Below are 22,577 nucleotides of genomic sequence, written 5' to 3' on the forward strand. Positions count from 1 at the left end.
GCAACCCTGCACGGAAGATAGTTGTTTGACCGGTGTAGGCCAAACCGCAGCCCGGCTCCGAAATAGGTCCGTTATGCAGCTCACGCCACCCTGTGACCTGCGAAACCGCGAGATAGGGGGACGGGGACCCCTGTTCCGGGCGTCCCCGTGGGCTATCGGACCGTCAGGCGGTCACCGGCTGGACGTCCGGCTGCTCGGCGGAGGCGCGGCATCCGTCCCACAGGGCGGTCAGCGCCGTGGCCGCCAGCACGCGCACCCCGACGCCGATGCAGCGCTCGTCCACATCGAAGGTGCCCTGGTGGATGTCGATCTGCCGGGTCTCGCCGGGCGCGCGCACTCCGAGCCGCGCGTACGCCCCCGGGACCGACTCCAGGTACCACCCGAAGTCCTCGCCGCCGAGGGACTGCGGCGTCGGCACCGTGGAGTCCATGCCGAGCACCCGGTGGGCCGCCTCGCGCAGCATGTGCACGCTGGTGCCCTCGTTGATGGTCGGCGGGACGCCGCGGATGTAGTTCATCTCGGCCTCCACCCCGTAGGCGGTCGCGACCGAGTCCAGCAGCGACTTGAACAGGTCGGGGGCCTCGTGCCAGGCCTGCTCGTCCAGGCAGCGGACGGTGCCCTCGGCCAGGCCGTCGTCGGGGATGGCGTTGGCGACCGAGCCCGCCTGGACGCGGCCCCACACCAGCGACAGGGACGAACGGGGGTCGACTCGCCTGCTGAGGGCGGCGGGCAGCTCGGTGACGATCTTGGCGAGGGCGAAGACGAGGTCGGCGGTCAGGTGAGGGCGGGCGGTGTGGCCGCCGGGACCGGCGACGCGGACGCTGACCTTGTCGCAGGCGCCGGTGATCGGCCCGACGCGCAGGCCGAGCTTGCCGACCTCCACGCGGGGGTCGCAGTGCAGGCCGAAGATGCGGTCGACGCCGTTGATGCCACCGGCCTCCAGCACCTTCAGCGCCCCGCCGGGCATGACCTCCTCGGCGGGCTGGAAGATCAGGCGGACCCGCCCGGGCAGCAATCCGGCCGCGGCCTGCTCGGCGAGGAACAGCCCGGTGCCGAGGACGATCGCGGTGTGCACGTCGTGGCCGCAGGCGTGGCACACGCCCGGGACGGTCGAGCGGTAGGGCACGTCCTTCTCGTCGGGGAGCGGCAGCGCGTCGATGTCGGCGCGCAGCGCGACGGTGGGGCCGTCGCCGCTGCCGATGTCGCAGATGAGCCCGGTGCCCCGGGGCAGCGGCGTCGGGACGAGCCCGGCCGCGGCGAGCCGCTCGGCGATGCGCTCGGTGGTGCGGTGCTCGACGAACCCGAGCTCGGGGTGGGCGTGCAGGTCACGCCGGAAGCCGATCAGGGATTCGTTATGGACGTGCAGGAACGCCTCGAGTTCCCCCTGTAGATCACTTGCCGGCATGACCTATCGCCCCGTTCGACGTCCTCGGATTGCTTGTGACGAAGCGGTCTTCCGCCAGCTCGATGATCGTCGCGTCGACGATGTCATCGAGGGTGCCGCCTCCGGAAAGAATCGCGCGCTGGCGCTCGCAGGAGTTGCCCTGCTCCACCACATCGGCGATGGTCGCGAGCTCCTCGGGGCAGCCGAGCCGCTCGGCCACCGGCGCGAGCTCGCGCGTCAGCTCGTACAGCATGTCGCGCATGGGCGCGGTCGAGCCGTGATCGTCGGTGATGACGTAGGCGTCCAGCCCGTAGCGCGTGGCGCGCCACTTGTTGTCGCGTACGACCCACGGCGCGGGGTGCGGCAGGCGGTATCCGCGGTCGAGCTGCTGGTCGAACTGCTGCACCAGACACTGCGACAACGCCGTCACCATTCCGACCTCCCGTGGGGTCGGTATACCGTCGAACATTCGAATCTCAATCGTGCCGAAGTCGGGGTGTGGCCGGATGTCCCACCACACCTCCTTGATGCTTTTGATGGTCCCCGCGCGCTTCAGGGTGTCCATGTAGTCCTCGAACTCGGCCCAGTCCGCCAGCATCTGCGGTGGTCCCGCTGTTGGCAGTGCGCCGAAGACGATGGCCCGGCTGGAGGCGAGCCCGGTGTCTTGGCCGCCCCAGTACGGGCTGGAGGCCGTCAGCGCGAGGAAATGCGGCAGGTAGGCCGCAAGTGCGTTGACGATGGGGATGACTTTATCCCTTTCCCGCACCCCGACGTGGACATGTACGCCAAATGTTTGGATCCTCCATGCCAGCCACTGCATTTCCTCGACGAGCTCGGTGTAACGCTGGACGGGAGCGTAGACGGCGTCACGCCAGTCGCTGATGGCATGGGTGCCCGTGCAGGCCAGGGCCATCCCGTGCGGGTCGACCACCTTGCGCAGGCGCTCGATGGTGGTCTTGAGGTCCCGCACGGCCTCCGACACCGTGTGGCACACGTCGGTGATCACTTCGAGTTGCGACTGCATCAGCTCGTGCATGACCTTCGGCCGCGGGCTCTCGCTCAGCTCCGGGATCGCGTCGAGCACCAGGCGCGCGTCCTGGCGGAGGCGGCGGGTGTGCGTGTCGACGAGCTGGAGTTCCCATTCGACGCCCAGCGTCGGGCCGCGCGATGGATTGAACGCGATTGGCACAGCACGCCTCCATGAGCAATGGTCCCAAGGCCGAGTTTCCGCCCCGCGGCGAAAATGGCCAACCCTACGGCCACCCCAGTACGCCCCGACTTACGGCTTTGCGTGCCTTGGCCACCGAACCGGAGACGGAACCCACTCGTGCATGGTCAACCGCAAAACGGTCGTTTACCGTCTCTGCCCGCGAAAGGGGGCTTATATGCGGGCCTCACGCCGGCCGATCACGCGGCCCCGCGGTCGGTGACGCGCGCCACGCCCGCCAGCCGATGACCCCGACCACCAGGGCGAGGATCAGATTGACGGCGATCAAGATGCCGTGCACCACATAGAACCCCGTGGGATGCCCGTCGGCGAGGTTGAAGCCGAGGTTGATCCACTCGAAGACCATGAAGGCGGCCAGGGCCAGCAGAAAGCCGGCTACGCGTCGTGTCATCTTCACCGCCTCCATGGTACCTCCCTGATTCCTGACCAGGCACCTTCGCGATCTTTGTCGTGTCTTGCCCCATGTGAAAAGTGACAAAGCTACGCTGAGTGCCCTATGGGGATGAAGCACGTAGCAACAGTCAGCGCACTCGCGCTCGCCGGGGGCCTGACGCTGGTCACCCCGCCGGCTCACGCGCGTCCCGCGTCCGACGACACCACAGCCATCGGCGGCACCCTGCTCGGGAGGCACGGCCTGGTGGTCGACCCGGCGTCCCAGGCCCTGCCCAAGAGCGAGGCCTCCGCCTTCGTGGTCGCCGACGCCGACACCGGCCAGGTCCTGGCGGCGAAGGATCCCCACGGGCGCTATCTTCCCGCCAGCACCCTGAAGATCCTCACCGCCGTCACGCTCATCCCCCGGCTCGACAAGAACAAGATCATCAAGCCCAGCGCCGACGCGTGCAACGTCGAAGGGAGCGCCGTCGGCCTGACCCAGCACAAGATCTACAAGGTGGACGACCTGTTCCGGGCGCTGATGATGGTCTCCGGCAACGACGCGGCCGTGGCGCTCGCCGAGACCAACGGCGGCCTCGCCCGCACGCTCGCCGACATGAACGCCGAAGCCAAGCGGCTCCAGGCGCTGGACACCGTCGCCAAGACGCCGAACGGCCTGGACAAGCCCGGCCAGAGCAGCTCCGCGTACGACCTGGCGCTGATCGCCCGGGCCGGGCTGGCCAACACCGACTTCCGCGAGTACGTCGGCACCAAGGTGGCGAACTTCCCGGCTCCCGGGGGCAAGCACTACGAGATGGCGAACCACAACCGGCTCCTCGGCCGCTACCCCGGCATGATCGGGGTGAAGAACGGCTGGACGACCAAGGCGCTGGGCAGCTTCGTCGGGGCCGCCAAGCGGGACGGGCACACGATCATCGTCTCGGTCATGCACCACGAGGGGTCGTTCTGGGAGGAGGTCAAGGAGCTGCTCGACTGGGGCTTCGCGTCCAGGGGCCGCGTGGCCGCCGTCGGCACGCTGGTAGGGCCGGTCCCCCAGGTGAAGCCGACCAAGCCCGTGGGCGGCCCTCCTGTGGCCGCTCCAGCGCCCGCCAGGCCCGCCGCGGCGCAGGACTCTCCCGTGGTCGGCATCGGCGCCCTGGTGGTGGCCGTAGGGCTGCTCGGCGGCGTCGTGTGGGTGGTCTACGGGATGCGCCGCCGATCCCGCGTCCGGCGCGAGGACCCGCTGGAGCCGTAGCGACGGCTCCCGCGCACCGGCCCGCTCCGGAGCCCTCGGCGAAGGCTAGACGTACTGGCTGGTGGGGACGGGGGTGGGCTCGGGCGGGGGCGCGCCGCCGGCGGTGGACGTCCAGGCCGCCACGTACAGAGCCCACCGGGCGGCGAAGTTCAGCCACAGGAGCAGGCCGACGACCACGGCGAAGGTGCCGTAGATCGGGTTGGTGAGGGTGTGCGAGAGCAGCAGGGTGGCGACCTGCTTGAGCACGCCGAACCCGGCGGCGCCGAGCAGCGCTCCCCTGAGCGTGGTCGCGAGGGGCTTGCCCACCCTGGCCAGCCAGCCGAGGAGGACCAGGAACACCAGCATGTCCGCGCCGACGCTGATCAGCACTCCGGCCGTGCGCACCAGCGCCGCGGCCACCACCGAGTCGGCGAGCCCCAGCCAGCCGAGGATGGAGCCGGTGGCCTGGACGGCGAACCCGCCGACCGCCACCGACACCACGAGCGTGAGGCCCATCAGCAGCAGGGCGACCAGGTCGCGCAGCTTGCCGGCGAACCAGTTCATCGGCGGCTCGCAGCTGACGCACATTTCGTGCAGCGCGTCCCGCAGGGCGTCCATGACGCCGAGGCCGGCGTAGAACAGGCCCAGCAGGCCGATCACCCCCGCGCTCGTGCGCGCCTCGGCGAGGTCCGCGATGCGCAACCGCCCCGCCAGCCCGGGAAGCTGCTGGTTGACGGCCGTCTCCAGCGTCTTCAACGCGCCCGGGCTGACCGTGACGACGTAGCCGAACAGCGCGAAGGCCAGCGCCAGCAGGGGGAAGAACGACAGGAACGCGAAGTAGGTCACCGCGCCCGCCAGCCGGTCACCGCGCTGGCTCTGGTAGCGGTGGAGGCTGCGGATCAGATGGTCGAACCAGCGCATGCGGACGCGGTAACGCTCGGTCCTGGCCCTGCCCCACTGTTTGACGGCCTCCACGCCACGGAGGATCGAGGCCCACGCGCTTTTCATCCTGCACATCTACCCCGCGGGCGTACGGTATGCGAGCACCCGCGGGGAACGGGGTCCAGACCCGGGCACGAGGCTCAGGACCCGGGCGCGAGGCTCAAGGCTTGGGCAGGAAGCCGATGTGGTCGCGGACCAGTTCCATGGTCTCCCGGGCGACGGCCGAGGCCCGCGCGGCGCCGGCCGCGAGCAGGCGGTCGAGCTCCGCCTCGTTCGTCAGGAGCTTCTCGGTGCGCTCGCGGATCGGCGCCAGGGCCTCGATGACGACCTCGGCGACGTCCTTCTTGAACGCGCCGTAGCCGAGGCCGGCGTAACGGGCCTCCAGCTCGGGGATCGGCGTGCCGGTGAAGACCGACTGGATGCGCAGCAGGTTGGTGACGCCGGGCTTGTTCTCGGGGTCGGCGACGACCTCCGAGCCGGTGTCGGTCACCGCGCGCATGATCTTCTTGCGCAGCGGGCCCGGCTCCTCCATCACCTCGATGATGCCCTGGGGGCTGGAGGACGACTTCGACATCTTCGCCAGCGGCTCCTGCAGGTCGCCGATCTTCTCGACCTCCTTGAGGATGTACGGCGCGGGCACGTTGAAGGTCTCGCCGTACCTGGCGTTGAAGCGCTGGGCGAGGTCGCGGGTGAGCTCGAGGTGCTGCTTCTGGTCGCCGCCCACCGGCACGTAGTCGGCCTGGTACATCAGGATGTCGGCCGCCTGGAGGATGGGGTAGGTGAAGAGGCCGACCCCCGCGGAGGTCTCGCCGTACTTAGCCGACTTGTCCTTGAACTGCGTCATGCGGGCGGCCTCGCCCATGCCGGTGTTGCACATGAGGATCCAGGCCAGCTCGCTGTGCTCGCGGACGTGGCTCTGCACGAACAGGGTGCTGCGCTCGGGGTCGATGCCCGCGCCGAAGAGCTGGGCGGCCGAAACGCGGGTACGGCGCCGCAGCTCGGCGGGCGAGGGGTTCACCGTGATCGCGTGCAGGTCGGCGATGAAGTAGAACGCGTCGTGCGTCTCCTGGAGCGCGACCCATTGCCGGACGGCGCCGAGATAGTTGCCGAGGTGGAAGGAGTCGCCGGTGGGCTGGATGCCGGAGAGGACACGAGGACTGGCCATAGCACACAATTGTGTCAGGACTTGGGGCCGGTCTGCGACTCGGACCGTGACCGGCACCGGCCGATGTCGTCCAACGCGAAGAGCGGCGCGCCGCGTACGGCGCCGCTCTCCACCGGTTCACAGACGATCGAGGTCCACGGCCGCCGCCATGGCCTTCATGCCGGCGTCGTTGGGGTGCAGCCGGTCTCCCCCGTCGTAGGCGGGGTTCAGCGCGTCGCGGTCGGCGGGGTCGGCGAGGACCCTGTCGAGGTCGACCACCTGGTCGTACTCCCCGCTGCGGCGTATCCACCGGTTCACCGCGTCGCGGACGGCCTCGTTGCGCGGGCTGTCGTAGTACTCGTTGCCCTTGAACGGGGTGATGGTCGCGCCGATGATCGTGATGCCGCGGGCGTGCGCGGCGCGGATCAGCGCCCGGTGCCCCTCGATGAGCCGATCGGGGGTCATCAGCGGGGGCGTGCCGCACCCGAGGTCGAGCCCGCCGAGGCCGATGTCGTTGACCCCCATCAGGACGATCGCGGTGCGCACCCCGGGCTGCTCCAGCACGTCGCGGGAGAACCTCGCCACCCCCCTGACGCCGGAGAAGCACGGCGAGTCGGTGAGCAGCATGTTGCCGTTGATGCCGGCGTTCAGCACGCCCATCGGCCTGCCCGCGGCGACGAGCCGCTCGGCCAGTTCGTCCGGGTAACGGTTGTCGGCGCCGGGCGTCGAGACGGCGCCGTCGGTGATGGAGTCGCCGAAGGCCACGACGGCGCCCCCGAACGGGCGGGGCCCGCCGGAGACGTCCACTCCGGTCAGGAAGTACCACGAGTGGCTGGTCTCGCCGAACGCCCCGCCGGCGCCGTCGAACAGTTGATCTCCGGCGGCACGGTAGGTCGTGGTCAGCCCGCCCTCGTGGAAGGTGGCGGCGCCCGTGGGCTCGGCGAAGTAGGCGGTGACCGTCAGTTTGTCGAGAGGTGCGGTGGACAGCGGCGCGGTGTCGGAGGTCGCGGCCCCGCCGGGCGCGATCGTGGCCGACGGCGAGCGGCCGAACGTCAGCCGGCGCACGGTCTCCTGCCGGACCGCCGCGCCCTCGCCCGCCTTGGCGATCGTCGCCCCGGCCAGGCGCAGCGGCCGGGTGCCGTACGCGTTGGACAGGCGGATGCGCACCTGCGAGCCGCCGGCGCTGACCCGGACCACCTGCCTGATCGACTGGCCGGCGAAACCGGCTTGCGACCAGTTCGGCTCCGCCTCTCCCCCCATCGGGGGCTGCGGAGCGGTGCTCCAGGCGCCGGACCAGCCACGCCCGTCGCCGCCGGGACCGCCCGCGGCGGCGGCCGCGGGTGCGAGTGACACGGCCGCCGCCAGGGCCGCCGCCACACCGGCGGCGAAGAGTGATCTACGTCGTGATGAGGTCACCAGGTCGTCCTTTCGAGCCATGCGGAAGGTGCGATCGGATGCCGGCCGGACCGCCCCCAGGGCAGGCCGCCAGCGGTCGGCCCCGGCGGGGCGGTCTCAGACCCACATGGGTTGCCAGCCGGGCACCTCGTGGAAGCGGCGCAGCTCGGCCAGGCCGCTGAGCCAGCCCATCCAGGCGCCGTAGGGCGGCCGAGAGGTGTCGAAGCCGCTCTGGACGAAGGTGAGCCGCGTCTTTCCGCCGGTGCCTTCCAGCTCCCAGGTGGTCACACCGGTGGGGCCCCAGTCGGTGACCAGCTTGCGGCCGGGGTCGAGATCGATGATCCGCGCGGCATCGCCGGCGTCGAGGCCTCCCATGGCGAAGCGCCCGCCGACGTGGGGTTCGATCCCGACGGGGAACCCGAACCACCGGGTGACCTTCTCCGAGTCGATGAGGGAGTCGTACACCGCCTCGGGCGAGGCGTCGATGACGAACCGGCCCTCCATCCGCGAGGAGGTGAAGTCGCACCTCGGGAGGAGCTCGCGGCCTTCCAGGTGGTCGGCCAGGTTGGCGATCGCCATCGCCCAGAACGTGTGCAGCAGCCCGAGATCGCTGTCACCGCTCATCATCGCCTCGTGGGAGAAGTGGGTCTGGGTCAACGTCACGATGGTCGACTCCGCGCCCTCCTCTTCGAGGCTGAACTCCACCGTGGTGTCCTCGCCGCCGAGCCGCCACGAGAAGCGCACCGTGTGGTCGTCGACATGCAGGGGACGCTGGTGGGGGTCCTCGCCGCCGGGCGTGTGACGGCCCCAGAACGCGTACCGGTCCGGGAGGTCGACCTCGGCGTGCTCGGCGAGCCAGACGCGCAGCGCCTCGGCGTCCGTCAGCGCGTGGTGGACCTCCTTCATCGGCGTGGCGATGCGGGCGCTCAGCTTCAACGGTTCACTCATGGGGGGTCTCCTTGGGGTAGCAGGCCACGACGAGCTTGAAGGCGTCTCCTTCTGCTCCGCCGTAGCGGGTGAAAAGGTCCTGCAACGCGGTCTGCAGGTCGTTCAGGAACTCCTGGCGGCGTTCCGGTGGCACGTGGATCTCGCCGGACACGCCGACGGACGGCAGTTCGGGAGCGGCCCGGTCGAGCCCGGCGATGTCGCTCTGGACCTCTTCCATGAGGTCGAGCAGGTAGCCGAGGCTCAGCTCGTCCTGCGCCTTTCGCAGGCCGATCCGGCCGACCAGGCGGGGCGACAGCCAGTAGGACCGCGCACTCGCCCGGTAGATGCCCTCGTGGATGCCGCGCACCTTGCGCTCGGACACCTGGTCGACGAGGCCCGCCTCGACCAGGCGTTTGACGTGGTAGTAGACCCGCTGGGGGGTCTGGCCGAGCCGGGCCGCGACCTCACCGCAGGTGCGCGGCTCGGCCAGCTGCCGCAGCACCTCGATGCGCTGCGGCTTGAGCAGGGCCTCGGCCTGCTCGATCTGCTCTAGGTACAGGACGTCTCTCATCGCAAAATCATTATTTTACGTAAAACTGTTTTTTGTCAATGGGCACCCGCAATCTTGGCCGTGGCGGCGGCGATGCGCGTGCGTGGTGGCGGCGGCTCAGGAATCCGGGCCGGTGGGCGCCTGCGGCGGGTCGGCGGGGACGATCTTCCTGATCACCCGGATGCGCGCGGCGCGGCGGCCGTCCATCTCGGTGACGATCAGCGTGCAGGACGGCCTCTCCACCCGCTCGCCGATCTCCGGAAGGTGGCCGAGCGCGGCCATGACGTAGCCGCCGAGCGTCTCGTACGGCCCTTCATCCAGCCGGATGCCGGTCTCGGTGGCGAAGTCCTCGAGGTTGACCAGCCCGTCGATCTCCATCTCGCCCGCGACCAGGCGCACGGCCTCCCCGTCGGCGTCGTACTCGTCACGGATGTCGCCGGTGAGCTGCTCGACCAGGTCTTCCAGGGTCACGATGCCGGCCGTGCCCCCGTACTCGTCCACGACGATGGCGAGGTGCTGGCCGTCGTCGCGCATCTCGGTCAGCGTGGGCAGCACCCGTTTGGTGGCGGGCAGCAGCTTGACGGGCCGGATGGGCACCAGCTCGCCGATCGGCTCGATGCGCCCGGTGAGCACCGGATCCAGCAGGTCACGGACGTGGACGAACCCCACTATGTCGTCGTACGAGTCGCGGTAGACCGGGAACCGGGAGTGCGGCATCGCCGCGGCCAGGATCGCCGCCTCGGCCAGTGGCGTGTCGAGCGCCATGAACTCCACCTCGGTGCGCGGCAGCATCACCTCGCGGAGATGGCGCTTGCCCGCCGTGAACACCTCGTCGATCAGGTCCCGCTCGTCCTTGGTGAGCTCCTGGTGGCCGACGACCATGTCCCGCAGTTCCTCGGTCGTCATCTCGGCGCGGTCGGCCTCCGGGTCGCCGCCGAGCAGCCGCACCACGAGGTCGGTCGACTTGGACAGGATCCAGATCACCGGCCGCGAGAGCAGGGCCACCCGGTCGAGGAACGGCGCCACCAGCAGCGAGAGGCCTTCGGCCCGTTGCCGGGCGAGGCGCTTCGGCGCGAGCTCGCCGAGCACCAGGGTCACGTACGCGATCGCCAGGGTGACCACCACGAGCGACAGCGGCCGGACGGCCCCCCGGGGCAGCCAGGATCCGGCGATCAGCGGCTCGAGCTGGCCCGCCAGCGTGTCCGCGCCGACGGCGGCCGACAGCACGGTGGCCACCGTGACGCCGATCTGCACGGCCGACAGGAAGCGGTTCGGATCGCGGGCCAGCTTGGCGACGCGCGCGCCGCGCCGGCCTTCCCCCGCCAGCCGGCGGATCTGGCTCTCGCGCAGGGAGACCATGGCCATCTCGGCTGCCGCGAAGAACCCGCCGATCAGGACCAAGACGAGGACGAGGACGATGTTGGCCGCGACGTTGTGCACGTCGATGTCCGTTCGGGTGAGGCTCACACGATGATCTGGTCAGCGTACCCGCTGCCGTTTATCCCGACAGTGCCGAGAGGCGCGTAAGCTAGTCACTAGCGTACAAAATCAAACACGATCGCACACGATCGAACGGAGGCAAGGCACGTGAAGCTGCTGGTAACCGGGGGCGCGGGCTACATCGGAAGCGCCGTGGCGGCACAGCTCGTCGAGGCCGGGCACGAGGTCACCGTCCTGGACGACCTGTCGACCGGCCACGCCGACGCGGTGCCGACCGGCGCCGCGTTCGTCGAAGGTTCCATCACCGAGGCGGCGGGCGTCCTGGACCAGGGTTTCGACGGGGTGCTCCACTTCGCCGCCCGGTCGCTCGTCGGGGAGTCGGTGGAGAAGCCCTCCCTCTACTGGTCCAACAACCTCGGCGGCACGCTCGCGCTGCTGGAGGCCATGCGCGTGAACGGCGTGCGCCGCATCGTCTTCTCCTCCACGGCCGCCACGTACGGCGAGCCGGAGAACACCCCGATCACCGAGACCGACCCGACGCGGCCCACCAACCCCTACGGCGCCTCCAAGCTCGCGGTCGACACGGCGCTGACCGCCTTCGCCGGCCTGCACGACCTCGGCGCCGTCAGCCTGCGGTACTTCAACGTGGCCGGCGCCTACACCGCGGCCGACGGGCGCGTGTACGGCGAGCGCCACGCCGTGGAGACCCACCTCATCCCGAACGTCCTGGCCGTCGCCCTCGGCCGGCGCGACTCGGTGAGCGTCTTCGGCACCGACTACCCCACCCCCGATGGCAGCTGCGTCCGCGACTACATCCACATCGACGACCTCGCACGGGCCCATCTGCTGGCCCTGGAGGCCTGCCGGCCCGGCACCCACAAGATCTACAACCTGGGCAGCGGCACGGGCTTCTCGGTGCAGGAGGTCATCTCGGTCTGCCGCGAGGTCACCGGCCACCCGATCCCGGTGGTCATCGGCGAACGCCGGGCCGGCGACCCGGCGGTGCTGGTGGCCTCCTCCGAGCGCATCCAGCGCGAGCTGGGCTGGAAGGCCGAACACGCCGATCTCCACGGCATCGTCACCGACGCCTGGACCGCCCTTAACCGGTAATGCATCACGTTCCGCGAAAAAGGTGTCTCGCTGCGTCATCTATGGTGAGATCTCCTACGTGATGAAAGCTGGAAGCTTTTCACCTTTTGCGCTGAAGATGGCGCTCGCCGTCGCCATCCTGCTGTGCGCCATGCTGGCCGCGGCCGGCGCGGTGTTCGCCACGGCGACCCCGGGTGGAGCTCCCGCCGGCGCGACCTGCACCGCGCGTCCACAGTGAACGGGGGACGGCTGTCAGCCGTGCCGCATCGACACCCGCATGCGGGCCTGGTTGTTGGCCGGTCGGCGGTCTCCGACATGCGTGGAGTAGACCGTCGCCTCCGTCCCCACCTCGGCCGCCCTGCCACGGGGCATGCGGAACACGACGCTGAACGTCCCGCGCGCCCCCGACTTGATGGGTTCCAGCGCGCAGCCCACCTGGTCATGCCGCGCCGCGCACCGGGCGCCCTGCGCCGAGACGAACCGCGCGCCGTTCTCGGTGAAGTAGACGTGCGCGTCGCGCACGACCCTCGGCCCCCGGTTGCGCACCGTGGCCTTCACCGTGAAACGCTCCCCCGGCTCCGCGCTCCGCGCCGAGGGCGAGAGCCGTACGGCGAGATCGGCGCCCTCGTCGACCCGCGTCACCACTTCGGCGCGGTTGTCGGCCTCGTTCCCGTCGACCACCTCCGACGACAGGCCCGCCGAGGCGCGCAGCGGTCCGCGCGCGCCGGCGCGGACGACTCCGAGGACGGTCACCGCTCCGCTGCCACCGGCCGCGATGTCCGTCGGGGACGGGCACACCACCTCGTTCCTGGACGCTCCGGGCCGGCAGGACGCGACGTTGACGGCGGCGATGTCCACCTCGGCGGGCAGGCGGATCGTGAGGACGGGCAGCACCGCCTCACCCGGGCCGGCGTTGCGCACCTTCACCTCGTAGGACAGCCATTGGCCCGGCTGCGCGACCCTCGGCGAGGCGGCGACGCGCACCGACAGATCCGCCCCTCCCCACCGCCCCGGCGCGTGCCCGGACGAGGCGTTCACCACCACCGGAGCGGCGGCGACGAAGAAGACGAGACCGGCGGCGATTCCCGCCGAGAACAGACCCATTGATGTGCGACCCCCATGCGCTCGGGATCAATTGAACGCCGTGGGGGTCGCACCCCGCTCGCCCGACACGCGCCCCCCGTTCCAGGCGAATCCCACGCGAGCGCAAAGTTCTTTCACCGAGCGGCCGGCGCGGGCGCCTCGGCGAGGGGGCGCCGCGGCAGTAAGACCAGCGCCGCCAGCGCGATCACCGCGCCGGCCGTGGCGAGCCAAGGGATGACCGTGGCCGCCGCGGCCGCGTGCGCCTCCGCCAGCGGCCGGGTGACCGCCTGGTCGCGGACGACCGAGGTGTAGGCCGTGCCGGCGACGGCCAGGGCCACCGACCCGCCGATCTGGCGGAAGAAGGTCAGCTTGGCGGTGGCCGTGCCGATGTAGCTCGGCGGCACGGAGGACTGGACCGCCACCGTCAGGCCCGAGAGCATCGGCCCGACGCCGAGCCCCATGAGCGCCATCCAGGCGACCAGCCACCAGATCGAGGTGCCCACGGCCAGGCCGGTGCACAGTACGGCCCCGGCGGCGATCAGGAACGGCGCGGCCACCAGCCACGGCTTGTAGCGGCGCGTCCTTGCGATCAGGGCGCCCGTGAGGATGCTGCCCACCAGCATGCCGAGCATGAAGGGGTAGATGTGCAGGCCGGAGGAGGTGGCGCTCAGGCCCCGCGCCTCCTGGAAGTAGCGCGGGAGGAACACGGCCCCCGCGTACAGGCACGCCGCGGTGAAGAACGAGGCGATGTTGACGATCGTGTAGGTGGGGTTGCGGAACAGGTGCATCGGCATGATGGGCTGCTCGGCGCGCGACTCCACCGGGACGAACACCCCGAGCAGCACGGCCGCCGCGAGCAGCGGGCCGATGACCGGCGGGCTGGTCCAGGTGTGGCCGGAAAGGCCCTTCTCGGTGAGGCCGATCAGCAGCGCGCTGATCGCGACCGTGAACACGGCGATGCCGAGGTAGTCGGGCCTGGCCCGCCCGGTGCCCGGCGTACGGGGCAGCCGCAGCGCGATGATCGCCAGGAGCACCGCGCCGACCGGGAGGTTGACGAAGAACGCCCAGCGCCAGCTCGCCTGGTCGGTGAAGAACCCGCCGAGGATCGGCCCGGCGATGTAGCTGGCCGCCATGACGCCTCCGACCGCGCCCTGCACCTTGCCGCTCTTCTCGGGCGGGAACATGTCGGCGACCAGGGCGAGCGACAGCGGTATGAGCGCGCCCGCGCCGAGGCCCTGCAGGCCGCGGAAGGCGATGAGCTGGCCCATGTCCTGCGCGAGGCCGCACAGGACCGATCCGAGCAGGAAGACCGTGACGCCGATGAGCAGCAGCGGCCTGCGCCCGTAGGCGTCCGACAGCCTGCCGTACAGGGGGACCGTGACCGTGGAGGTCAGCAGGTAGGCCGTCACGACCCAGGTGTACAGGCCCGCGCCGCCGAACTCCGCGACGATGCGGGGTAACGCGGTGCCGACGATCGTCTGGTCGAGCATCGCCAGGAACATCCCGCCGAGCACGCCGGCCAGCAGGAGGCCGTTCCCCCTGGCCTTGGGCTCCATCTGCGCCGGAGCGGCGGTGGTCGCCGTCATCGCTGGTCCTTTCACTTTGACATGGCCGGTCCCGGGTCCACAGTGTGTGCGACCTGTTATGTCGGGCTAGACGTGTAGAAGATGACATGTATGAACTTACATGTCAATTCTTGGATATCATGACACCATGTCCCTGCGGATCGCCCTTCTCGGCCTGCTGTCGTCCTCCGGGCCGGCCAGCGGCTACGACCTGACCAAGAAGTTCGAGAGGTCGATCAACCACGTGTGGCAGGCGGGGCACAGCCAGATCTATCCCGAGCTGGCCAAGATGGTCATCGACGGCCTGGTCACCGTGGGGGCCGAGGGGGCGCGCGGGCGCAAGACCTACACGATCACGCGCGAGGGCACGGCCGAGGTGCGCCGCTGGCTGACCGAGCGGACGCCCACCGAGGCGACGCGCAGCGAGAGCGCGCTTGAGGCCTTCTTGCTTCCCCTGCTGGACGGGCCGGAGGCCCTCGCCGCGCTCGCGAGGATGACCTCCGCGATCGAGGCGAAGCTCAAGGGCCTGGAGGAGCTACAGGCCACCCACCGCCGCGAGGCCGCGACCGGGCGCACCCACCTCGGCCACTACGCCCTCAACCTCGGCATCATGCAGACCAAAACGGCCCTCACCTGGGCGAAGGAGACCGCCGCCGACCTCGAGGCCCGCATGCCGCCCACCTAAGAGATGCTCAGTCGCAGGCGGCCGGGGCGGGCGTCGTCCGGTCCGGCTTGAAGTCCACCTTCGAGAAGTACTTCTTCAGCAGGTCGTTTACCGTGCCGTCGCTGTACATCTGGGCGATGGCGCCGCGCACCGCCCGGCAGGCCCTGACGTCGCCCCTCTTCACCGCCACGGCGTACCGCTCGTCGGTCAGCCGGGCGCCCAGCACCTTGTACCGGCTCTGCTCGCGGTTGGCGAACCCGGCGAGGAGCAGGTCGTCGCCGGGCACGGCGTCCACGTCGCCCCGGCGCATCAGGTCCATGCAGTCGGCGTAGGTCCCCACGGGAACGAGTTGCACGTCGACCGCGGACTGGATGACGCGGACCGACGCGTTCGACCCAGGGGCGCACAACTTGCGCCCCTTCAGGTCGGCCACCTTCGCGAACGGGGCGCCCTCGCGCACGAGCACGTCCACGTGGGCGGTGTAGTACGGCCCCGCGAACGTGACCGGGTCGGCGGAGTTGACCGAGTAGGTCGCGATGACCAGGTCGGCCTTGCCCGAGTCGAGCAGGGACACCCGCTCGGCCATGCTGGAGGCCCTGAACGTGACGCCGCTCGCCGGGACGCCGAGCTGCCTGGCGATGTAGGTGCCGACCTCCACCTCGAAGCCGTGCCACCCGTCCTGGCCGTGGAGGGCGACCCCGGGCACCAGGTCGCGCATGGCGATGGTCAGCTTGCGGGTCTTGGCCGTCTTGTCGACGACGGAGAAGAACCGCACCGCCTGCGCCGGCGGGCTCGGCGTGGGGGTTCGGTGGGATGTGCCGCCCGTCGAGGGAGTGGGAGACGCCGGCGGCCCGCCACCCGTTCCCAGCGCGAAGCCCGGCCCCCAAAAACGCTGGACGGCGAAGGCGCCGCCGGCCAGGGCCAGGACGGCCGCCGCCGCCACGGCCCACCGGCGCCTGCGCGACCTCCCGGAGGGCACGCGGACGGCCCGCGTGCCGTTCTCCGGGGTCTGCCACGCCGGGACGGGGGGCATGGTGTCCCCGCCCGCCACCTCGGCGCCCTGGCTGAGCACGGCCGTGGACGCGTCTGCCGCCTCGGCGTGGCCGAGGAGCCGCAGCAGGACCCGGTCCGCCGTCGGCCGGGCGCCTGGAGACTTGTTCAGGCAGGCGCGCACCACGCCGCGCAGCGGCTCGGGCATGGTGCTCAGGTCGGCCTCGTGGTTGAGCACGCGGTTCAGCACCACGGCGATGGAGGTGCCGCCGAAGGGCGCCGAACCCGTGGCGGCGAAGGCGATGGTCGAGCCCCACGCGAACACGTCCGCGGCCGGTCCTACCTCCCCACCGGAGATCTGCTCGGGGGCCATGTAGGCGGGGGTGCCGACGGCCCTGCTGGTGATCGTGCCTGTCGAGTCGAGGATGCGGGCGATGCCGAAGTCGACCACCCGGGGCCCGTCGGCCGCCATCAGCACGTTGTCGGGCTTGAAGTCGCGATGCACGATGCCGGCGTGGTGGATGGCGGTCAGCGCCGTGGCGGTGCCGATCGCGAGGCGCTCCAGCGCGCTTCCCGACATCGGCCCGCCGGCCTCGACGGCCTCCCGGAGCGACCAGCCCTCGATGTACTCGCTGGCGATGTACGGCGTGTCTCCGTCGAGGTCGGCGGAGATCACCCGGGCCGTGCAGAACGACGCCACGCGCTCGGCGGCCTTCAGCTCCCGGGCGAAGCGCGACCGCGCCGTCAGGTCACCGGTGAACTTGACGTGCAGCAGTTTGACCGCGGCACGTTCCCCGGCGTCGTTCTGGCCGAGGTACACCACTCCCTGACCGCCCTCCCCGAGGCGGCCGATGAGTCTGAAAGGGCCAAGCTGCTGGGGATCTCCCCGTCCGAGCGGCCCGATCTCCGGCATTCATGTCCCCGTGGTCTCGTCAGGTGTCGACCATGAAGACTTTACGGCCCCTTGGGGTGCAAACCGGCAGCCGAGACCACGCCGTAATCTCCCGAGTCGCCCGGCTCGCGCAGATGGCGAAGGGCCGCCCACCGCGATCGCGGTGGGCGGCCCTTCGGAGGCCTGACGGTCGTCAGCCGGCCATCTTCTTCTTGAGGTTCTCGTCCAGGGCCGCGAGGAAGTCCTGGGTGGTGAGCCACTTGGCGTCGGCGCCGACGATGAGGGCCAGGTCCTTGGTCATCTGGCCGCCCTCGACGGTCTCGATGCAGACCTTCTCCAGCGTCTCGGCGAACGCGGTCACCTCGGGCTGGTTGTCCAGCTTGCCGCGGTGCGCCAGACCCCGGGTCCAGGCGAAGATCGAGGCGATCGGGTTGGTGGAGGTGGGGTTGCCCTTCTGGTGCTCGCGGTAGTGGCGCGTCACCGTGCCGTGCGCGGCCTCCGCCTCGACCGTGCGGCCGTCGGGCGTCATGAGCACCGAGGTCATCAGCCCGAGCGAGCCGAAGCCCTGAGCGATCGTGTCGGACTGCACGTCACCGTCGTAGTTCTTGCAGGCCCAGACGTAGCCGCCCTCCCACTTCATCGCCGCGGCGACCATGTCGTCGATGAGGCGGTGCTCGTAGGTGATGCCGGCGGCCTCGAAGTCGGCCTTGAACTCGCTCTCGAAGATCTCGGCGAAGATGTCCTTGAACCGGCCGTCGTAGGCCTTGAGGATCGTGTTCTTCGTCGACAGGTAGACCGGGTACTTACGGGCCAGGCCGTACCGCATCGAGGCCCGCGCGAAGTCGCGGATCGACTCGTCCAGGTTGTACATCGCCATGGCGACACCGCTGCCGGGGAAGTCGTAGACGTCCAGCTCGATGGGCTCGGAGCCGTCCTTCGGCGTGAAGGTCAGGGTCAGCGTGCCCTCGCCGGGGATCTTCAGGTCGGTCGCGCGGTACTGGTCGCCGAAGGCGTGACGGCCGATGACGATCGGCTTGGTCCAGCCCGGGACGAGCCTCGGCACGTTCGACATGATGATCGGCTCGCGGAAGATGACGCCGCCGAGGATGTTGCGGAGCGTCCCGTTCGGGGACTTCCACATCTTCTTGAGACCGAACTCCTCCACCCGAGCCTCGTCAGGGGTGATGGTGGCGCACTTGACGCCGACGCCGTACTGCTTGATGGCGTTGGCGGCGTCGATCGTCACCTGGTCGTCGGTCGCGTCGCGATGCTCGATCCCCAGGTCGTAGTACTTGAGGTCGACGTCGAGGTAGGGCAGGATCAGCTGGTCCTTGATGAATTTCCAGATGATCCGGGTCATCTCGTCGCCGTCGAGTTCGACGACGGGACCCGCTACCTTGATCTTGGGCATGCTTGGGGTTCCCCTTCTTACAACTTCTTACGACTAGGCTGATCAAACCGGTCTTTTACGAACGCGATGGCCGTGAGGCTACCCGACCGGGTATGAGGGGCCACTACCTGCCCGTCATCCACTGCACGGCGACGCTGACGGCGACCACGGCGAGAACGCCGCCGAGGATGCCGAAGGTGACGGCGTCGGTGCGTCTTCTGCGCACCGCGAGAAGGCCCTCCTCGCCGTCGGGGACGAGCAGCCGCAGAACGGCGCCGACCAGCACGGAGCCGGCAACGACCAATGAGCCCGCCCATGCGGGCAGGCCCATCGCGATCGCCCCCAAGCCGACGGCCGCACCCGCCAGGATCAGCAGGTACGGCCTCCAGCCCTTACCGTTCGTCAATAGGTGTCCACTTCTGGTCGCGCTCCCCGATGTACTCGCTGTCCGGGCGGATCAGCCGGTTGTCGGCGTGCTGCTCGATCACGTGGGCCGTCCAGCCGGACATCCTGCTGACCGAGAAGACCGGGGTGAACAGGTCGGTCGGGATGCCGAGGTAGTGGTAGACCGTCGCGGCGTAGAAGTCGACGTTCGGGTACAGACCCTTCTCCGCGAAGACGACCTCCTCCATCTCCTTCGACATCCGATAGTAAGTGTCGTCGCCACCGGCCTCCGCCAACTCGCGCGACATCTTGCGCAGGTGGGTCGCCCTCGGGTCCTCGGTCTTGTAGACCCGGTGGCCGAAGCCCATGATCTTCTCGCCGCGCGCCAGCTTCTCGCGTACGGCCTGCGCGACGCCGTCCGCCGGGATGCTCTCAAGGGTGCGCATGACCTGCTCGTTCGCGCCGCCGTGCAGCGGGCCCTTGAGCGTGCCGATCGCGGCCACGATCGCCGAGTGCATGTCCGACAGCGTCGCCGCGCACACGCGGGCGGCGAAGGTCGAGGCGTTCATGGTGTGGTCGGCGTGCAGCACCAGGCAGGCGTCGAAGAAGTCGACCTCGTGCTGGTCGGGCACGCGCCCCGTGATCTGCATCAGGAAGTTCGCCGCGATGCTCAGCGACGGGTCGGGCTCGGGCAGGGGGGCGCCGGTGCGCGCCGCGTGGTAGCGGGCGACGAGGATGGGCTGCTGGGCCGTCAGCCGCGCGGCCTTGCGGCAGTTGGCCTCGGGCTCGTTGGAGTCCTTGTCCGGGTCCTCGGCGCTCGCCAGCGAGACCAGCGTCCGCAGCGCCTCCATGGGGGCCTGTTTCTCGGCGATCTCGGCGACGTTGGCCTCGACGAGGCCTCCGAGGGTGCGGCCCCGGACGAGCTCGGCTCCGTAGTCGGCCAGCTGCTGACGCGTGGGGAGCGTGCCATGCTGAAGCAGGTGCGCGGTCTCTTCGAAGCTGGTGCGGCCGGCTAGCTCGTGAATGTCGTAGCCGCGGTAGAAGAGGCGACCGGCTTTGCCGTCGATGTCGCTGAGCGCTGTAGACGCGGCGACGACATCGGCGAGGCCTTTGGTGGGGTTGTCCGCCATGTGTTGTTTCCTCCGCTTATCTTCGTCCGCAGTCTACCTGTGAGCAGGTAAAACCGGCCGAGGAGGTCCAGACCAATTTCTGCAGTGATTCTCGTTATGGCAAAGGCGATTCCCCAACCCCTCGTTTGGGTAAGCCGGAGCTGTAGCGGAAGTAACGGCGGGCTACCTGGGGAGGAACTGCCGTGGAGGGGCCGTTCATACGCGTCGAGGACACCGGTGAGGTGGTCCCGTTGCGCCCCGAGATCACGACGATCGGCCGAGGCCGAGGCGTCGACGTCAGGCTGGCCGATCCGAGCGTGTCACGGTTGCACGCCGAGTTCGTCCGCCGTGGACCCTACCTGTATGTCGTTGACCTGGGCCTGTCCCGCAACGGCACCCGGGTGAACGGCAGGCCGATCGCCCGGAGGGTGCTGGACGACGGCGACGTCGTCTCCTTCGGAGCGGCGCGCTGTCGTGTGGGCGGCGTCCCAAGGGAGGACTTCGCGCCGGAGGTCGAGCTCCGCCGTGCGGCGGCGCCCGAGCTGACCAGGCGAGAGGTCGACGTGCTGACCTCCCTGTGCAGGCCCGCGCTGTCCGACGAGGCGTTCGTCGCCCCGGCGACCGCCCGGGAGATCGCCGACGACCTGGTGGTGACGGAGGCGGCCGTCAAGCAGCACCTGCTGCGCCTGTACCAGAAGTTCCGCATCCCCGAGGGCATCAACCGGCGCACCAGGCTCGCCAACGAGGTCGTCGCCCTCGGCCTGGTCCGCCCCACGCCCGTGGTGCCCCCGCAACGCACCTCGGGGCCCGGCGAGTCCCCACCCCCGCAGGCGGCCAACCGCCGCGCCTCCTGACGCTCGCGGTCACCGTTCTCCTCAGCCGAGGAGAACGGTGCGTGACCATCCGCCCGCCTCGCGGGCGGGCCGCACAAGCCATGGCGACCGTGATGTGTTCGGCCCCCGGAAGTACGGGCAAACCCACTGGAGAGAAGGGGTGCGATTGCTAGCGTGAGAGCATGACAGTCCAGGTCCGGAGCGAAATCATGACAGACCCGCAGCTTCCCGGCTGGTTGGTCCCGCCGCCCGGTGGTTTCACGGCCGAGGACCTCGATCACATTCCGGATTTGCCTGCGCACACAGAGTTGCTCGATGGAAGCTTGGTCTTCGTAAGCCCCCAGAAAGACTTCCACTCTGTGATCACCGATGTGCTCGTCACCGCTCTCCGCAGGCTGACGCCCGCAGACCTCCGGGTGCGCAGAGAGATGAGCGTCGTCCTCGGGCCTCGGCAACGTCCGGAGCCGGATGTGGTGGTCATACGCGCCGAAGCACTGGCGGGCCCCGACGTCACCGCGTACCAGGCCGCCGACGTCGTGCTGGTGGTGGAGGTCGTCAGTCCCGACTCCGAGACGCGTGACCGGGAGCGTAAGCCGCAGTTGTACGCCGCCGCCGGGATCCGGCACTTCTGGCGGGTCGAGCAGAACGACGGGAAGGCCACGGTCTACGTCTACGAGCTGGACCCGGCCACCAGCGCGTACGCCCTGATGGGGATCCACCACGACAAGCTGCAGCTCTCGCTTCCGTTCGAGGTCGGCATCGATCTGACGGAGATCGAGCGGCTCTGAGGGTCCCGCCGTTCCGGCGAGGATGCCGCCCGGACCTGCGGTCCGGCCCGTCCTGGCGGCGGCGTCCCGCTCACCGGCCTCGACGAGGCCGGTGAGCGGGATCCGGTCTCAGCTGGTCTTGGCGGCCTTCACGAACTCGGTGGTGTAGGTCTTGGACAGGTCGATGGTGTCCTTCTTGCCCTTCACGTTCGGGGAGAAGGAGCTGAGCACCTCCAGGACGTTCTTCGCGCCTTCCTCGTCCATCACGCCGTCGGGGCGGAAGATGCTCTTGGTGTCGTTGATCGACTTGGCGTAGAGCTTGGGGTCTCCCCCGGCGTACTCGGCGGGCATCTTCGCGGCAATGTCCTCCGCGGAGTTGTCGTTGATGTACTTCAGCGTCTTCACGAGGGCATTGGCGAGCTTCTGCACGGTCTGCTTGTTGTTCTGGACCCAGGCGCAGTCCATGTACAGCGAGCTCGCCGGGTAGAGGCCGCCGAGGGCGGCCCTGGTGCCCTCCTCCGTACGCATGTCGATGATGACCTTGCCCTTGCCGGTCGAGATCAGCTGGGCCGCGGTGGGGTCGGTGGTCATGCCGGCGTCGATGCCGCCGTTCTCGATCGCGGAGATGAAGGTCGGACCGGCGCCCGCCTTCACCCGGGTGAAGTCCTCGGTGGAGACCCCGTTCTTCACGGCGAGCGCCTGGGTGAGGAAGTCGGTGGACGATCCGGGGCTGGTGATGCCGAGCTTCTTGCCCTTGAAGTCCTTGGCCGACTGGATCTTGTCCGCCTGGGTGGTCGAGACGATCTCCACCTCTCCGGGCACATCGGCGAACTGTACGACGCTCTGGATGCACTTGCCCTTGGTCTGCAGGTCGATCGTGTGGTCGTAGAACCCGACGACGCCCTGGACGTCGCCGCTGATCAGGACGTTCTCGGCCTGCGCGCCCGACGGCTCGGTCATCAGCCGGACATCGAGGCCCTCCTGCTTGAAGTAGCCCAGCTGCTCGGTCAGCTTGGGCGGCAGGTAGATCACCTTGTCGATGCCACCGATCATGATGGTGACCTGGGGGGTGCCGCCTGAGGAGGCCGCGGTCGTACGGGAGTCGCGGCAGCCGGTGGCGGCGACGGCCACCGCGAGGCCGACGGCGGCGGTGATGATGAGGCGGGATGGGGCTTTCATGGTTCGGGTGGCTCCG

Annotated in this window: 21 protein-coding genes; 5 read left to right on the forward strand and 16 right to left on the reverse strand. The window is 69.8% G+C overall.

All coding sequences use genetic code 11. From position 1 onward, the window contains the following. Positions 1-163: 163 nt before the first annotated feature. The 3 genes from MYF83_RS37045 to MYF83_RS37055 all read right to left on the reverse strand — a co-directional run bounded on the left by MYF83_RS37045 (position 164) and on the right by MYF83_RS37055 (position 3,003). Positions 164-1,405 carry a M20 family metallopeptidase gene (locus MYF83_RS37045; protein WP_248965475.1) on the reverse strand — a complete coding sequence of 414 codons (1,242 nt, stop codon included), beginning with the start codon at positions 1,403-1,405 and terminating at the stop codon, positions 164-166. After that, complete coding sequence (locus tag MYF83_RS37050) at positions 1,392-2,573, reverse strand: glutamate--cysteine ligase (RefSeq protein ID WP_248965476.1); 1,182 nt, start codon at positions 2,571-2,573, stop codon at positions 1,392-1,394. Before MYF83_RS37050 ends, MYF83_RS37045 begins: the two co-directional genes overlap by 14 nt. A 205-nt stretch (positions 2,574-2,778) precedes the next feature. Continuing rightward, entirely contained in the window at positions 2,779-3,003 is a 225-nt protein-coding gene (locus MYF83_RS37055) for an SCO4848 family membrane protein (RefSeq protein WP_248965477.1), read from the reverse strand. Between the two features lie 111 nt (positions 3,004-3,114). Between MYF83_RS37055 and MYF83_RS37060 the strand changes: the two genes are divergently transcribed. Next, a complete protein-coding gene (locus MYF83_RS37060) occupies positions 3,115-4,239 on the forward strand; it encodes a D-alanyl-D-alanine carboxypeptidase family protein (protein ID WP_248965478.1) in 1,125 nt (374 codons plus the stop codon). A gap of 45 nt (positions 4,240-4,284) precedes the next feature. On the opposite strand, the gene MYF83_RS37065 is transcribed toward MYF83_RS37060, so the two are convergent. The 6 genes from MYF83_RS37065 to MYF83_RS37090 all read right to left on the reverse strand — a co-directional run bounded on the left by MYF83_RS37065 (position 4,285) and on the right by MYF83_RS37090 (position 10,643). Continuing rightward, a complete protein-coding gene (locus MYF83_RS37065; RefSeq protein WP_248965479.1) occupies positions 4,285-5,226 on the reverse strand; it encodes a YihY/virulence factor BrkB family protein in 942 nt (313 codons plus the stop codon). 94 nt (positions 5,227-5,320) lie between these two features. Continuing rightward, a complete protein-coding gene (gene trpS, locus MYF83_RS37070; RefSeq protein WP_248965480.1) occupies positions 5,321-6,325 on the reverse strand; it encodes a tryptophan--tRNA ligase in 1,005 nt (334 codons plus the stop codon). Between the two features lie 117 nt (positions 6,326-6,442). Continuing rightward, positions 6,443-7,720 (reverse strand): SGNH/GDSL hydrolase family protein, encoded by a 1,278-nt coding sequence (locus MYF83_RS37075; protein WP_248965481.1) that lies wholly within the window; start codon positions 7,718-7,720, stop codon positions 6,443-6,445. A 96-nt stretch (positions 7,721-7,816) separates the two neighbouring features. Then, complete coding sequence (locus tag MYF83_RS37080) at positions 7,817-8,647, reverse strand: SRPBCC family protein (RefSeq protein ID WP_248965482.1); 831 nt, start codon at positions 8,645-8,647, stop codon at positions 7,817-7,819. Then, positions 8,640-9,197, reverse strand: a complete 558-nt coding sequence (locus tag MYF83_RS37085; protein ID WP_248965483.1) for an ArsR/SmtB family transcription factor — start codon at positions 9,195-9,197, stop codon at positions 8,640-8,642. The genes MYF83_RS37080 and MYF83_RS37085 overlap by 8 nt, the downstream gene beginning before the upstream one ends. A 96-nt stretch (positions 9,198-9,293) precedes the next feature. Continuing rightward, complete coding sequence (locus MYF83_RS37090) at positions 9,294-10,643, reverse strand: hemolysin family protein (protein ID WP_248965484.1); 1,350 nt, start codon at positions 10,641-10,643, stop codon at positions 9,294-9,296. A 120-nt stretch (positions 10,644-10,763) separates the two neighbouring features. Between MYF83_RS37090 and galE the strand changes: the two genes are divergently transcribed. Continuing rightward, positions 10,764-11,726, forward strand: coding sequence for a UDP-glucose 4-epimerase GalE (gene galE / locus MYF83_RS37095; protein ID WP_248965485.1), 963 nt, complete (start codon positions 10,764-10,766; stop codon positions 11,724-11,726). A 231-nt stretch (positions 11,727-11,957) separates the two neighbouring features. Here the strand turns inward: galE and MYF83_RS37100 are convergent, their stop codons facing one another. Both MYF83_RS37100 and MYF83_RS37105 read right to left on the reverse strand, forming a co-directional pair. Further along, a complete protein-coding gene (locus MYF83_RS37100; protein ID WP_248965486.1) occupies positions 11,958-12,809 on the reverse strand; it encodes a DUF11 domain-containing protein in 852 nt (283 codons plus the stop codon). Positions 12,810-12,922: 113 nt separating this feature from the next. Beyond that, positions 12,923-14,374, reverse strand: coding sequence for an MDR family MFS transporter (locus MYF83_RS37105; protein ID WP_248965487.1), 1,452 nt, complete (start codon positions 14,372-14,374; stop codon positions 12,923-12,925). Between the two features lie 127 nt (positions 14,375-14,501). Between MYF83_RS37105 and MYF83_RS37110 the strand changes: the two genes are divergently transcribed. Beyond that, positions 14,502-15,038 (forward strand): PadR family transcriptional regulator, encoded by a 537-nt coding sequence (locus tag MYF83_RS37110; protein ID WP_248965488.1) that lies wholly within the window; start codon positions 14,502-14,504, stop codon positions 15,036-15,038. A 7-nt stretch (positions 15,039-15,045) separates the two neighbouring features. Here MYF83_RS37110 and MYF83_RS37115 read toward each other — a convergent pair whose 3' ends face one another. From MYF83_RS37115 to MYF83_RS37130, 4 genes are all read right to left on the reverse strand, one after another. After that, a complete protein-coding gene (locus MYF83_RS37115; protein WP_248965489.1) occupies positions 15,046-16,920 on the reverse strand; it encodes a serine/threonine-protein kinase in 1,875 nt (624 codons plus the stop codon). A 172-nt stretch (positions 16,921-17,092) separates the two neighbouring features. Further along, positions 17,093-18,310, reverse strand: a complete 1,218-nt coding sequence (locus tag MYF83_RS37120; protein WP_248965490.1) for an NADP-dependent isocitrate dehydrogenase — start codon at positions 18,308-18,310, stop codon at positions 17,093-17,095. Between the two features lie 103 nt (positions 18,311-18,413). Then, positions 18,414-18,695: a DUF3017 domain-containing protein gene (locus MYF83_RS37125; RefSeq protein WP_248965491.1), complete on the reverse strand. Its 282-nt coding sequence runs from the start codon at positions 18,693-18,695 to the stop codon at positions 18,414-18,416. Next, positions 18,682-19,803, reverse strand: coding sequence for a citrate/2-methylcitrate synthase (locus MYF83_RS37130; RefSeq protein WP_248965492.1), 1,122 nt, complete (start codon positions 19,801-19,803; stop codon positions 18,682-18,684). The genes MYF83_RS37125 and MYF83_RS37130 overlap by 14 nt, the downstream gene beginning before the upstream one ends. Before the next feature lie 182 nt (positions 19,804-19,985). Between MYF83_RS37130 and MYF83_RS37135 the strand changes: the two genes are divergently transcribed. Then, positions 19,986-20,636 (forward strand): FHA domain-containing protein, encoded by a 651-nt coding sequence (locus MYF83_RS37135; RefSeq protein ID WP_248965493.1) that lies wholly within the window; start codon positions 19,986-19,988, stop codon positions 20,634-20,636. Positions 20,637-20,824: 188 nt separating this feature from the next. After that, the gene (locus MYF83_RS37140; protein WP_248965494.1) at positions 20,825-21,403 is read left to right on the forward strand and encodes a Uma2 family endonuclease; all 579 of its coding nucleotides are present in this window, start codon (positions 20,825-20,827) and stop codon (positions 21,401-21,403) included. Between the two features lie 108 nt (positions 21,404-21,511). Here MYF83_RS37140 and MYF83_RS37145 read toward each other — a convergent pair whose 3' ends face one another. Further along, a complete protein-coding gene (locus MYF83_RS37145) occupies positions 21,512-22,561 on the reverse strand; it encodes an ABC transporter substrate-binding protein (RefSeq protein WP_248965495.1) in 1,050 nt (349 codons plus the stop codon). Between the last annotated feature and the right edge of the window lie 16 nt (positions 22,562-22,577).

The sequence above is a fragment of the Sphaerisporangium perillae genome (assembly GCF_023276435.1).
Lineage (GTDB): Bacteria > Actinomycetota > Actinomycetes > Streptosporangiales > Streptosporangiaceae > Sphaerisporangium > Sphaerisporangium perillae.

Bases quoted from the DNA above. Each gene is read 5' to 3' on its own strand.
- MYF83_RS37100 (WP_248965486.1), bottom strand. From the start codon at position 12,809: ATGGGTCTGTTCTCGGCGGGAATCGCCGCCGGTCTCGTCTTCTTCGTC.
- MYF83_RS37115 (WP_248965489.1), bottom strand. From the start codon at position 16,920: ATGCCGGAGATCGGGCCGCTCGGACGGGGAGATCCCCAGCAGCTTGGC.
- MYF83_RS37045 (WP_248965475.1), bottom strand. From the start codon at position 1,405: ATGCCGGCAAGTGATCTACAGGGGGAACTCGAGGCGTTCCTGCACGTC.
- MYF83_RS37065 (WP_248965479.1), bottom strand. From the start codon at position 5,226: ATGAAAAGCGCGTGGGCCTCGATCCTCCGTGGCGTGGAGGCCGTCAAA.
- MYF83_RS37055 (WP_248965477.1), bottom strand. From the start codon at position 3,003: ATGACACGACGCGTAGCCGGCTTTCTGCTGGCCCTGGCCGCCTTCATG.
- MYF83_RS37105 (WP_248965487.1), bottom strand. From the start codon at position 14,374: ATGACGGCGACCACCGCCGCTCCGGCGCAGATGGAGCCCAAGGCCAGG.
- MYF83_RS37140 (WP_248965494.1), top strand. From the start codon at position 20,825: ATGACAGACCCGCAGCTTCCCGGCTGGTTGGTCCCGCCGCCCGGTGGT.
- MYF83_RS37145 (WP_248965495.1), bottom strand. From the start codon at position 22,561: ATGAAAGCCCCATCCCGCCTCATCATCACCGCCGCCGTCGGCCTCGCG.
- MYF83_RS37120 (WP_248965490.1), bottom strand. From the start codon at position 18,310: ATGCCCAAGATCAAGGTAGCGGGTCCCGTCGTCGAACTCGACGGCGAC.
- MYF83_RS37085 (WP_248965483.1), bottom strand. From the start codon at position 9,197: ATGAGAGACGTCCTGTACCTAGAGCAGATCGAGCAGGCCGAGGCCCTG.
- MYF83_RS37130 (WP_248965492.1), bottom strand. From the start codon at position 19,803: ATGGCGGACAACCCCACCAAAGGCCTCGCCGATGTCGTCGCCGCGTCT.
- MYF83_RS37060 (WP_248965478.1), top strand. From the start codon at position 3,115: ATGAAGCACGTAGCAACAGTCAGCGCACTCGCGCTCGCCGGGGGCCTG.
- MYF83_RS37110 (WP_248965488.1), top strand. From the start codon at position 14,502: ATGTCCCTGCGGATCGCCCTTCTCGGCCTGCTGTCGTCCTCCGGGCCG.
- MYF83_RS37080 (WP_248965482.1), bottom strand. From the start codon at position 8,647: ATGAGTGAACCGTTGAAGCTGAGCGCCCGCATCGCCACGCCGATGAAG.
- trpS (WP_248965480.1), bottom strand. From the start codon at position 6,325: ATGGCCAGTCCTCGTGTCCTCTCCGGCATCCAGCCCACCGGCGACTCC.